General features: G+C 33.7%; 14 protein-coding genes. 10 read left to right on the forward strand and 4 right to left on the reverse strand.

Annotation, left to right across the window (positions count from 1 at the left end; genetic code table 11):
- The first annotated feature begins 17 nt into the window (after positions 1-17).
- Entirely contained in the window at positions 18-1073 is a 1056-nt protein-coding gene (locus M3627_RS13195) for an ATP-binding protein (protein WP_251556066.1), read from the forward strand.
- Between the two features lie 75 nt (positions 1074-1148).
- Positions 1149-1592 carry a MarR family winged helix-turn-helix transcriptional regulator gene (locus tag M3627_RS13200; protein WP_169358888.1) on the forward strand — a complete coding sequence of 148 codons (444 nt, stop codon included), beginning with the start codon at positions 1149-1151 and terminating at the stop codon, positions 1590-1592.
- Between the two features lie 36 nt (positions 1593-1628).
- Here the strand turns inward: M3627_RS13200 and M3627_RS13205 are convergent, their stop codons facing one another.
- The 3 genes from M3627_RS13205 to M3627_RS13215 form a co-directional block, all read right to left on the reverse strand.
- Positions 1629-2222, reverse strand: a complete 594-nt coding sequence (locus M3627_RS13205; RefSeq protein ID WP_169358889.1) for a hypothetical protein — start codon at positions 2220-2222, stop codon at positions 1629-1631.
- Positions 2223-2265: 43 nt separating this feature from the next.
- A complete protein-coding gene (locus M3627_RS13210; RefSeq protein ID WP_169358890.1) occupies positions 2266-2877 on the reverse strand; it encodes a CPBP family intramembrane glutamic endopeptidase in 612 nt (203 codons plus the stop codon).
- A 126-nt stretch (positions 2878-3003) separates the two neighbouring features.
- Complete coding sequence (locus M3627_RS13215; protein ID WP_144537802.1) at positions 3004-3192, reverse strand: YkvS family protein; 189 nt, start codon at positions 3190-3192, stop codon at positions 3004-3006.
- A 226-nt stretch (positions 3193-3418) separates the two neighbouring features.
- On the opposite strand from M3627_RS13215, the gene M3627_RS13220 reads away from it, so the two are divergent.
- The 7 genes from M3627_RS13220 (at position 3419) to M3627_RS13250 (ending at position 9491) form a co-directional block, all read left to right on the forward strand.
- Positions 3419-3607: a hypothetical protein gene (locus M3627_RS13220; protein ID WP_169358891.1), complete on the forward strand. Its 189-nt coding sequence runs from the start codon at positions 3419-3421 to the stop codon at positions 3605-3607.
- 113 nt (positions 3608-3720) lie between these two features.
- A complete protein-coding gene (locus tag M3627_RS13225; RefSeq protein ID WP_169358892.1) occupies positions 3721-3897 on the forward strand; it encodes an aspartyl-phosphate phosphatase Spo0E family protein in 177 nt (58 codons plus the stop codon).
- Between the two features lie 19 nt (positions 3898-3916).
- A complete protein-coding gene (locus tag M3627_RS13230; RefSeq protein WP_169358893.1) occupies positions 3917-4855 on the forward strand; it encodes an AAA family ATPase in 939 nt (312 codons plus the stop codon).
- Positions 4855-6012 (forward strand): DUF58 domain-containing protein, encoded by a 1158-nt coding sequence (locus M3627_RS13235; RefSeq protein WP_251556067.1) that lies wholly within the window; start codon positions 4855-4857, stop codon positions 6010-6012. The genes M3627_RS13230 and M3627_RS13235 overlap by 1 nt, the downstream gene beginning before the upstream one ends.
- A gap of 85 nt (positions 6013-6097) precedes the next feature.
- A complete protein-coding gene (locus M3627_RS13240) occupies positions 6098-7243 on the forward strand; it encodes a DUF4129 domain-containing protein (protein WP_251556068.1) in 1146 nt (381 codons plus the stop codon).
- A gap of 405 nt (positions 7244-7648) precedes the next feature.
- Positions 7649-8518, forward strand: coding sequence for an NAD(P)-dependent oxidoreductase (locus tag M3627_RS13245; protein WP_251556069.1), 870 nt, complete (start codon positions 7649-7651; stop codon positions 8516-8518).
- A 67-nt stretch (positions 8519-8585) separates the two neighbouring features.
- Positions 8586-9491: a chemotaxis protein gene (locus M3627_RS13250; protein WP_251556070.1), complete on the forward strand. Its 906-nt coding sequence runs from the start codon at positions 8586-8588 to the stop codon at positions 9489-9491.
- A 180-nt stretch (positions 9492-9671) separates the two neighbouring features.
- Here the strand turns inward: M3627_RS13250 and M3627_RS13255 are convergent, their stop codons facing one another.
- Positions 9672-10139, reverse strand: coding sequence for a YkyB family protein (locus M3627_RS13255; protein WP_169358898.1), 468 nt, complete (start codon positions 10137-10139; stop codon positions 9672-9674).
- Between the two features lie 203 nt (positions 10140-10342).
- Here M3627_RS13255 and M3627_RS13260 point away from each other — a divergent pair, with 203 nt between their 5' ends.
- Entirely contained in the window at positions 10343-12376 is a 2034-nt protein-coding gene (locus M3627_RS13260; protein WP_169358899.1) for a putative bifunctional diguanylate cyclase/phosphodiesterase, read from the forward strand.
- The last annotated feature ends 95 nt before the right edge of the window (positions 12377-12471 follow it).

The following is a 12471-nucleotide window of genomic DNA, read 5'->3' on the forward strand; positions in this document are numbered from 1 at the left end:
GAGAGGTTGGGTGCAAAATGTTAGCAGAATACGAGTACAAACAAAGGTTTGAACAGGTTTTCCAACTCTTTTCAAGTGGATTAATATTTATAAGTGATGAAGGAGAAGTATTAGACGCTAATCCATATATAGAAAAAGTGTTAAAGATAGAACGAGAAGAATTGCTTAAAATGAACTCTAATACACTTTTAAATATGTTCTCTCTAACAGGAGCTTCTAGAAAGACATTTCTACAGAATTTAGCTTCAAAAGGACAAGCAGAATTTTTTAGTGAATTTCAAACATATATGGGTGACAATAGGTATCTGCATTTGATTGTATCTAAACAGAGTGAATCTAATCTATTTCTCATGGAAATTCATGACGAATCAGAAAAAATGTTTATGAGGAAGCGCCTGAATCATAACGAATCGTTAAGTACTCTAGGACAACTTGCGGCAAGTATCGCTCATGAAATACGTAATCCCATGACATCTTTAAAGGGATTCACACAGTTGTTACTGAAAACTGCTAATGAAGACGGAAAAAGATACTTGGATGTTATTGATCATGAGATACAAAGAATGGAAGAAATATTGACAGAATTTCTTCAAGTTTCAAAGCCGAGCAACAAAGAGTACACCTACTTCGAAATTGACCAGCTCATAACAGAGGTAGCTAGTTTCATGACTCCTCAATCGCTTATGAAAGCAATTGAAATTAATATTACTAATGAATTATATACAAACATTAGAGTATTGGGAAATAGAAACCTTTTAAAACAGGTTTTTATAAATGTCATAAAAAATGCTATTGAATCTATGGTAAAAAGTGGTAAAATAGATATTAGATTATCTTTGTCTTGTGATGGATTTGTAAGTATTAAAGTAAAAGATGAGGGGAATGGAATTGGAGAAGAAGAATTAGCTAATATTTTTAAGCCATTCTTCACAACTAAATCGACAGGGACTGGGCTTGGATTATCTCATGCCTATGAAGTTATGGAGGCTCATGGCGGTAAAATAGAGGTTGAGAGTATGGTTGGAAATGGAACGATCTTTAATTTCCTACTCCCCTTACAAGTAGCTTCCTAAGCTATTTTGACAATCTATTAGTCTGACCTATATAATGATTGTTAATGTAATTTAATATAGGTGAGGATGACGACAATGACCAATGACTTATCGAGTAGTGCTTTGAAATTATTTATAGTACTTTCCCGTGCTCATAAAGTAATACATGAATGTACAAATCATTTCTTTCAAGAAAATGGGTTAAATCCAACTGAATTTGCGGTATTAGAGCTTTTATTCCATAAAGGAAAGCAACCCTTGCAACAAATAGGAAATAAGATATTACTCGCTAGTGGATCTATTACTTATGTAGTAGATAAGCTTGAGGGTCGTGGCTTTATAAAGCGGGTATCCAGCGATACAGATCGAAGAGTTACCTATGCGGAAATAACAGAAGAAGGCTCAGAGTTTATGAAAGAATTATTCCCACGTCATGAGCAACAGTTAGTACAATTAATGAGCATCTTGACAGAAGATGAAAAAAAAGATGCTATAGAGTTAATAAAGAAGCTTGGTCTGTCCATTAAAAAATTATCTTAAGAACTTCGAGCCATAGTACGGCCCGAAGTTTTTATTTTAATTGATTTTAATAGTATTTGCCATTTTTATGAAATCTTCAATAGCAGGCGATTCTGCTGTATCAAAAACTGTTAATTTTACTCCTAAGCCATCTTGAAGGAATGTGTAGCCATAGACATTATTGCCATCTGGAATTTCTGCTTTGTACGACTTAACATCTTCTATTTGTTTCCCAGAAGGGACAATTGAGTTATCAGTGATTTCTGTTACGTTGCCTTCTGAATTAGATGCTTTTACTGTCTCTACTAGCTCGTTTGTTACATCTGCCATATTAACCTCAGAGGCATTATAGACTTCTATACGCATAGATTGCTCTTCATTTTCTTTATTGAATAGCAAGTCTTTATTTGGTTCTTCTGCAGTTAATTCATAGCCATCAAGTACGGATATGGAATATTCCTGATTATCACTATCAACAGAAGTTCCGGTTGCTTCAGAACTATTTTCTTTTTCCTCTGAACCGTTAGCTTCGCTGTTGTTTGTAGAATCTGTTACTTGATCATCGTTAGATGTCTCTTTCTCTGAAGAACCACAAGCGGCAATCAAAAGTGTTAACAATAGGACAGATAGAATTGAAATTACTTTTTTCATTTAATCAGCTTCCTTTCTAGTATAGTTATGGTTTACATAACTTTCATATTAGTGGTAGCACCAGGAATAGCAGTAAAAGAAATACAATATGGGCTACAATATTAAGTGGCATACTTTTTTTCTTTTCGTAAAGCCATCCAAAAATGATTCCTACAATAATAGCAAAAAAAACACCAATGTAGAAACCACTCACTATAAATGATGCTCCATATAAAACGGAACTAGTTAGTATAGCGAGAGTAGGAGAGAACCAATTTTTCACTGCATTTTGGATGAAGCCACGCCAGAAAAATTCTTCTCCAGGAATAATGATGAAGAACAGTAAAATGTAATGCCATAAAGCAGAAGGTGCAAATACACCAAAGAAATGAGAAACTTCTTTCGTCGCTTTAGATGGTAATAGCTCCAGTAGCTGTAAGCCTAAAAAGCACAATAAGTAAGTTCCTATACCATATACTATACCCCAAAATAAATAGTTAAACGTTTTCAGCTGATCTTCTAATTTTGAAAAATAAAAAGAAGAAGCCGTTAAAAAAAGTGTTGTAAACGAATAGAAATACCAAAATACGTTTTCATTATTAAACGTAACCCAAGTAAAAACAAAAGCTAATACTAGTGATATTACTAGTCCTATAAAAAGTTTTCGATTAATCATATATGCACATCCTTACCATAGTCACAAAAAAAGAGAAGTATAGAGTTTTATGACGGTCTAGGAAAAAGAATTGCCTGTTACTTAGAAATAAAACCGTTCATCTCATGGAGAGGAACGGCATGACGTTTAATCTTCATTGCTATATAATATCTTATAACGCTTATGGTTGATTACCGTTTTTTCTTCTAGTTCAAGCTCGTTAAAGTTTTCCATATAAGTTAAATCAACTATGACAGAATTCTCGTTAACTTTTTCTACTATACCTTGAAGACCATCTTTAAACTCAATAATGTTACCGACTTCAGCGATTTTCATAGATTGTCCCATCCCCTTAAGAACATAATATAATACAGTTTGCCCTAAAAAAAGATGTACGTAAAGTATTTTTATCAAAAGTTTTAAAACTATACATTTTGTCTAATTTTAAAATAGTACTTTTTAATAATACATGAGGAATTCAGTTTAGGAGACATTCTATGATTGTTATGTTTTTTGAGAGGAATAAACACCATTTATTTAAAATATAAGGAGATTTAAAAATATGCAATCGATAGATGAACAACTTAACGCGCTAAAAAGTGGGATGATAGATCAAATTCACGTCACTAAGGAAGAGTTTTTAGCATTTAGAGAAGTACTTGTAAAAAGAGAAGATTTTAAACACTTTAGTGGTAATGCAATGCAAGGTGGAGATATAATATATACTTATCTAACGCATCCAAGAAGTTAATGTGCTAATGTACATTACTTTACTTTAAATTGTCGGTATATTCTGATTAGTATAAGGGGTTTATGTATAGATAGTAGAGGGAAATATACAATTTTCAAAAGGAGAGTTTTCTAATGATGGAATCTATTCTAAAAAGGCTAGAATATACAAGAGAAAAGATGATTCAATCTGCGATAGAAAATGGTGTAACTAATAGGGAAACTATTCGATTAAGCGAAGAGCTAGATCATTTACTTAACGAGTTTCATTCCCAAGTTAAGCAGCTAAGCACATCTAAACAAATCGACTAGTAAATTGGAGAAGATATGAATGGATTCAGCTTTAATCAAACTAAAAAAAGAATTGAACCAATCTATTATAGGTAGACAAAAAGAAATCGATTTTATGCTAATGGGTTTGTTAGTTCAAGGCCATGTGCTATTAGAAAGTGTACCTGGATCTGGAAAAACAATGATGGCTAAATCTTTTGCAGAAGCCATTCAAGGAGAATTTAAACGAATACAATTTACTCCCGATGTTCTTCCTTCAGATGTAACAGGAATTAGTTACTTTCATCCTCAGAAGCAGGAGTTTATTCTGCGGATGGGTCCAGTAATGAGTAATATTTTGCTTGCAGATGAAATTAATCGTGCCACTCCAAGAACTCAGTCCAGTCTTTTAGAGGCGATGGAAGAGAAACAAGTGTCAATTGATGGTGAAACTATTAAGCTACCTTATCCTTTTATGGTAATTGCTACACAAAACCCAATAGAATCACAGCAAGGTACCTTCCAGTTACCTGCTGCTCAGCTAGACCGCTTTTTATTTAAGCTTAATATTGGTTATCCAACCATGAAGGAAGAGAATTACATTTTAAAACATTTTGGTCAAGCTCCTGGAAAAGTTAAAACTAAGCAAGTGGTTACTCTTGAGAAAATTGAAGAATGGTCTAAGCAAGTAAATAATATTCAAGTTCATGAAGATATTTTTACTTACATCATACAAATTGTACAAGGCACGAGAAAACACCAGTACATAGAACTAGGGTTAAGTAGTCGAGCTTCTTTAGCTATGCTACAGGCTTCTAAAGCCCACGCCTTCATTAATGGTAGGGAGTATGTGACACCAGACGACGTAAAGAACATCATAGATCCTGTTTGTTTGCATCGCCTTAGATTGTCCTCGCAAGGAATGCTAATCCATGAAATATCTAATATTATGGCAGAATTGATTAAAGAAATTGAAGCACCTGTTGAGGCAAGTATATAATGACGTGGAAACGTAACGATGTAAACTATAAGTATATAAAAATATATAGGGATATATTGCTGATCAGTGGGGTATTTCTTTTTATCTTTGATCAGCATGTACTTTTCGTTATTATTATCTTTTTGTTATGTTTCGTGTTGATTCAACTGCTTTACTTTCAAAAAGTTGGTAGTGGACTTACTTTTGTAAATGAGAAAAAAAGAGTTAGATTAATGAAAGGGACTACCTCACATTTTGAGCTGACTTTTAAAAATAAAGGTATGCCGATTTGGAATGGCACCATTACAATAGCATTCCACGATTCAGTTGCTCCAGTTAGAGCCAATAATATTTTATCTTCAGGATTTTTTGAGGTGAATGTTCCTTTTTCTATTGGATACAATAAAACAGTTACGATACAAGTACCTATAGTTGGTAGTCGAAGAGGTCTTTCGAGGTTTAGAGGCATAGATATTAATATCCCTCATCCTTTAACGGAAGGTTCTATTATATTGAATTACCAACCATACATATTGATGGATGCAATGGTTTATCCAACTATCTATCCAATCAAAGAAGAATTTCTTCCTACTCGACTTAAGCCTGGAGAGCTGGAGTTAAATTCTTCTTTGTTTGTTGACCCGTTCTTCCCTATTGGTACTAGAGAATATGAACAAGGTGATCAGTTTAACCATATTCATTGGAAAGCAAGTGCAAGGACACAGCAGCTTCAAACCAAAATTTTTACAAAAGTTACTAATGTATCGGTATTATTTTTAGTTAATCTTGCAGATGGGTATAGGATGGTTCATGATTTTGAGGAGAAGATAGAGTGGCTAGCATCTAATGTGGAAGCTTGTTATAAGGCAAATGTTCCCTTTGGATTTGGCTTAAATATTCGAGCATCAGGAAAGAGACCATTTGTATTTGTTCCTTTAGGCTCTGGTGATGTACATAGACTAAATGCTTTAGAGTTACTTTCTATTCTATCGGTTAGCAATATCACTATACCATTTGAAAATATGATTAAATATATTGATAGTCATGAGGAAATACCGGTGTCTGTTCGAGTTTTTTCTCATAATATGGAGAAGTATCATTCCATATTAACCCCATGGGAGCAGAAGGCCATTGTCACATATCTGACTGAGCAAGAGGAGGGAGATTATGTTAAATAATTCCACTCAAACTTTCCATATACAAAAATTGTCCTATGAAAAGTACCTGAAGGATATGTGGATAGTTAGCTTGTTCTTTGTTTTATTGTTAAATGAGACTTTGGTAAGTTTGCCGTTTCTATGGATTGGTATCCAAATTTTTACCGTGCTGGTTGCCCAGTATACTTTTTCGAAATTTGGACCTAGTTTAATCATCGCTTTTATTATTCCTACGGTGTCATTACTTTTCCTCTTTTTATTTGGAGGTCCCTTTTGGCTATATTGTATTGGGGTTCTAATATCTGTGTGTTGCTTACATTATAGATATAATGTAATTCAGTTGGATGAGGACAGTGATAATCCTTTTGCCTTACTGTCATTAATGGTATTTTTCTCTATCCACTTAATTTGTATTATGCTTGTGATCGAAAATTATAAAATCACTTTATATAGTGTCTTTATAGGAGGAGTTATTTTCTTTGTAGGGTTAAGGCTATTTAGTGTTTGGAGAAAAAGTTACAGTCATACAAAAGAATCGTTAAACCAATTTGCACTTTATTATTTAGTTGGTTTGTCCGTTATCTTTCTTTTAACTTTCTTAAGCTTTTTGATTTTTAGCCCAGTGAGACAACTTTTAGGTGTGATCCTCCAAGGGTTGTTTACTATTGTGATGTTGCCTTTGACACCTTTGCTCCTTTTAATTGAAAAATATTTGAGTAATTTGTTCAGCGAACCAGCAGAGGAAAGAGAACAGGATATTGTAGCAAATGACGGTATAATGGATGGTTTACGTCAAGATGAATCTGAAGCAATTACTTCGTCATTTCCAATAGAGTGGATCCTATTTGGGGCCTTAGGTATAGTAATACTTTTAATTGTTACTTATATTATCAAAAAGAAAATAGAATTTCCTGTGGAACAACAACGAAATAATTTCATTTATAAAAATGATAATTTGGCTATTCAGGATGAAGAATTATTAAAGCAAAGTACCATTTATAAAGTTGAAGCTTCATTCCTTCGAGAGCTTTACTTAGAATTTGAAAAAGAGGCAACATCATTAGGATACAATAGAGAAATGAGTGAAACTGTTAGGGAATGGTTTAAAAGAATGTCATGGGAGGTAAAAGGTGAATTTTTTTCTACTTATGAAGAAGTAAGATATGGTGGTCACATGGTAGGAGAAGAACAGGCAGATATTTTTATAGAAGAATTGGATAAAATAAAAAAAATTTTAAAAAAAGAGGTTTAAATAAATGTGAGCAGGGCATATTAATAAAGAACACAGCAACATTCTCATTTCCCCCTTTTTAAGGATCATCCACTGGATGGTCCTCTTTTTTTGTCTAAATTTATCATTTGCGTATTAGTTATTGAAATAAATTGCACTTCCCTTTATGAATGGACAGGTTGCTGATCCATTAGAATGATGCAAGGGACAGTTAAGAGACAAAACAGTTGATGATAGTTTATCGTTCGCCCGGATCATCTGCACTTCCGAAAAGTGATATAAAATTTCTCTCTTTTCAATCGTCCCTGCCTTACATCAAAACCAAAATTATGAAATGGATTAATCATTAAAGTAAAATTTTAAATAAATTTGTTTTACTTTTCTGATAAACTGTATTTAATACAAATTATATTGGAGGAGTTATTTATGACGGAGCAACTCAAAATAGGTTTTATTGGCACAGGTGTAATGGGTAAAAGTATAGTTAAGCATTTACTAAAAGCAGGTCATGAGGTTAGTGTATACACAAGAACTAAGGAGAAAGCAGAGGAGTTACTTACTTTAGGAGCAAGGTGGGTATCAAAGCCTAGTGAAGCTGCTAGCAGTGTACAATACCTCTTTACCATGGTTGGCTATCCACACGATGTAGAAGAAGTTTATTTTGGAGAAGAAGGAATATTCTCAATAGAAAACAAAGGGTTAACTGTCATCGATTTAACAACATCCACACCTACTTTAGCAAAAAAAATTGACAATCGCGCTAAGGAGCTAGATATGCAATCCCTAGATGCTCCAGTGTCGGGTGGAGATATAGGTGCTCAATTAGGAAAGCTATCCATTATGTGTGGTGGAGAGAGGGAAACCTTTGACAGTTCTTTATCAGTACTGAAGCTATTTGGTGAGACCATTCTACATGAGGGAACTGCGGGCGCTGGACAACATACTAAAATGTGTAACCAAATAACGATTGCATCTAATATGATAGGAGTCTGTGAGGCACTTACATACGGAAAGAAAGCTGGGTTGGAATTAGAACAAGTATTAAGAGCAATTTCTACTGGTGCTGCTGGTTCTTGGTCATTGAGCAATTTAGCACCTCGAATGATTAAAGGTGATTTAGAGCCGGGATTCTTTATCAAGCATTTTGTTAAAGACATGAAAATTGCTTTGGAGGAATCAGAAAGAATGAATTTGACATTACCTGGGTTAGAGTTAGCGAAGTCATTATATGATCAATTAATAAGTGACGGATATGAGGATAAAGGTACTCAAGCACTAATAAAATTATACGAATAATATAGTAATATTTTACCTCTGTATGATACAATTGGTATAATCGTGAGTGTGGAAAGGAAGATTTTTTGTGAATGACCACAAAGGAATATTACTAGAAAGCGGAACCAATGAATTAGAAATTGTAGAGTTTCAAGTAGGTTCAAATAGATTTGGCATTAATGTGATAAAAGTAAAGGAAATTATTCAACCTATTCCGGTTACTTTTATTCCTCTTGCACATCCGCATGTGGAAGGCATTATTCAATTACGAGGTGATGTTCTACCCGTGATAAATATGAGTAAAGTTTTAGGTTTGCCCATGCAATCTACAAGTGAGCAACAAAAATATGTTGTTGCAGAATTTAATAAACAAAAGGCTGTATTTCACGTAGACAATGTAACTCAAATACATCGTATATCATGGGATCAAATAGAAAAGCCTGGTTCCCTATATCAAGGAGGATCTTCCCACGTAATAGGAGTTATTAAAAGAGACGAAGACATGCTCTTATTATTAGACTTTGAAAGAATTATTGTGGATATAAATCCTGAATCAGGAATGAGTATAGATTCGGTGAAGAAATTAGGCCCAAGAGAAAGATCTAACAAAAAAATTGTAATTGCAGAAGATTCACCTTTGTTAAGGAAATTATTGCATGATACTATGCATGAGGCGGGTTATGTAAACCTCGAGTTCTTTGAGAATGGGAAGGATACTTTAGCATACCTAGAGGGATTAGAGAAAGTCTCTCCAGATGTATCGGAACATGTTCAAATGATTGTAACCGATATTGAGATGCCACAGATGGATGGGCATGCTTTGACAAAATCCATTAAAACCAATAGTAATTTAGCCAAACTGCCAGTAGTCATTTTTTCAAGTCTGATTACAGACGACCTTAGACACAAAGGTGACTTAGTAGGAGCAGAAGATCAAGTGAGTAAACCAGAAATTACTGAACTAGTTTTAAAAATTGATAAATATATACTGTAACAATATATAGAAATTAAAAGAGGGATTCTCAAAGCTAATGCTAGCTATGAGAATCCCTCTCCATAATATTAAATCAAATATACACTACTCAGCGTTAAAATAGGGTTAGGTAACTAGAACATTATAAGGAAGAAGAAATACACTTTTTTGACTGATAAAAGTGTTTGCTTCTACGAAATTTTATCGATCTAGGTAAGATTTCATCTTACTTGGGCGTCTATTGGAAACACGAGCAAACTTCGCAGTACAAGATGTAGAGTGATTAGTGGACTTGCTTTTAGTAGCTTTGGGAGGTCCTATATAATCGGTTAATAATTGTTTAGCCATTCTTATACTCATTTTCCTGATAGGGTTTCTATAAGTATCATCTAAATGACCGAGATGTGGTAATGTTTTAAAATCTTCTTTAACCGGAAGAAGGTGGAAATAATAGTCAGCACACTGAACTAAAACGGAGGATTGCTGTTGGCTATTTCTAGGATTACGCACAAAATGAAGACCAATTTTACTAGCTTTTTTTTCTGTAATCATTTTTTGAATAGCTAATTTTTTCAGCTCATAAAGGGGCTTGTTGTCTATAGCAGTTTTTGCATGTCTATTAACTGTATATATTGCAGTCGCTAACTGCTTGTCTGATTCAGTAGTCATAATAAGTACACTCCTTTCTTTTACTCTTACTATACATACTATCATACCAACTAATGACCTAATTGTGTACACAAATCAAAAAAATATTATATAAAAATATTTATTAGTATTTTTATTAAAAATTACCATTATTTGACGATACAAAAGAGAGTACAGTGTGTTGATTTTTGCAATATGTCTTATACGAGGCTATGGAGGCTAACATGAACAATTACGAACAGCTTAAGATGGATGATTACTTAGCAGATATGATTCATGAACAACCCAACCTGATCACTTGCCTATTGCAAAAAAAGGAAGATGGTTCTCATGTAATTATTTATACAAATAAAAGTGCCAACAAATTTTTAAAAAGTGCGATAAATTTAAATAATTTCACGCAAGAATTATGGATTCAATTAGAACCACTTTTTGTAGAAGAGGCCAAGCAGAAAGTCTACCATAACTTTGACATTATATTAAATGACCAAGTTTATACGTTTGATATTACAATAGCGCCAATGGGAGAAAAAACAAGAGGGATATATGGTTTGTTGATGGTTGATCAAACGGCTAAACCCCATTTTGATCCCTTGCTAGAGGTTCAAGAAAAATATCATTCGTTAATAGAACACAATCTAGACACCATATTAGTTATTGACCAAGAAGGTAAAATTCAATACGCAAATAAAATAATAAATACAGTTTATGGATATAAGTCGAATGAGTTATTAAATATACCATTTGAAACATTTGTAGGAGAAGAATCTCTGTGGAACTTCCGCAATATCATGAGCCATGTAAAGACGGGCAAAGCTACCGAAATGCAGAATTGCTTGATACAACATGAAAAAGGCCATTTTATAAGTACAGATCTAAAAGCAATTCCTATAGTAATTGGTGGAAGTGTAAGTGGACTTCATATAGTTCTGCGAAATACGGTAAGTGATACAGAGGAGCAGGAGCAACTATTCTATCTTGTTTACCATGATCATTTGACGGGCTTATGGAATAGAAGAGCATTAAAAGAACACTTACATGAAAATATTAAAGACGCTCAAAAAACAAATAGTGAAATATCTATTATACGAATTGACCTTGATCGATTTAAATTAATAAATGAATCATTGGGTTATACATATGGTGATGAGTTACTAAAAAAAATTGCAGATCGTTTAAGTTTATATATTGATAAGGCGAGTAATTTATATAGGCAAAGTGGAGATGAATTTGTTTTTTTATTAAAGGGAAAAACAAAGGAAGATACTAGTGCATTTGCGGAAAGTATATTAACGGAACTTGCCAAACCGATTTATTTAGATCATCAAGAGTATTTTGGTACAGCCTCTATAGGAATATCGATGTTCCCTTATGATGGAGAAAAAAGAGATGAGTTATTGTTAAAGGCTGATCAGGCTTTATATGTGGCAAAAGATAGAGGAAGAGCTCATTATCGATATTTTCAGGAACAGATGAATTTATCTTTTCCAAATGCAGCATTGATGGAATCACATTTAAGAAGAGCAATTGAAAAAGACGAGTTGTCTATACATTATCAGCCACAGGTCAATCTATTGACTGGTGAGATAAATTCATTCGAGGCTTTGCTACGTTGGAATAATCGCAAGTTTGGATATGTCTCTCCTATGCAATTTATCCCTCTAGCAGAAAAGTCAGGAATCATATTCAAGCTCGGAGATTGGGTTTTAGATGAGGTTTGTAGACAGTTAAAGCAATGGCAAGATAAGGGCTTCCGAATGGCGAGAGTTGCAGTCAACATTTCACCTCAACAATTTAAACAAGATAATTTTGCTTTTAAGATTAGAGATAAAATTAAAAAATTCAATATACTTGCCTCTTCTTTAGAGGTAGAAATTACAGAAAGTGCGATGACCGACTTGCAGAATACTTTCACTATTCTAAAAGAATTGAAGGATATTGGAGTCGTTATTTCAATTGATGATTTTGGAACCGGTTATTCCTCACTGAGTTATTTAAGAAAGTATCCAATCGACATTATAAAGATAGATCAGTCCTTTATAAAAGACATGGAAACCGACGAAAAAAGCGCTGCTATTGCAACGACGATTATTCGTTTAGCTCATAGCTTAGGCATGGAAGTAATCGCTGAAGGAGTAGAAAAAGATACCCAGGTGGAAATCTTAAAAGCAGCGAACTGTCAAAAAGCTCAAGGATTCTTTTTTAGTCGCCCTATCCCAATAGAGGATATTAACAAATCATATATGAATTATCAATAATCATTGTAGACCCATGAGAGAGCACAAAGGCTTTTCTACGGGTCTTTTTTTATTAGTATAGACTCTATCAAGCCATAGTGCTTTTCTTATAAGGG

The organism is Psychrobacillus sp. MER TA 171 (genome assembly GCF_023713305.1).
Classification (GTDB): Bacteria; Bacillota; Bacilli; order Bacillales_A; family Planococcaceae; genus Psychrobacillus.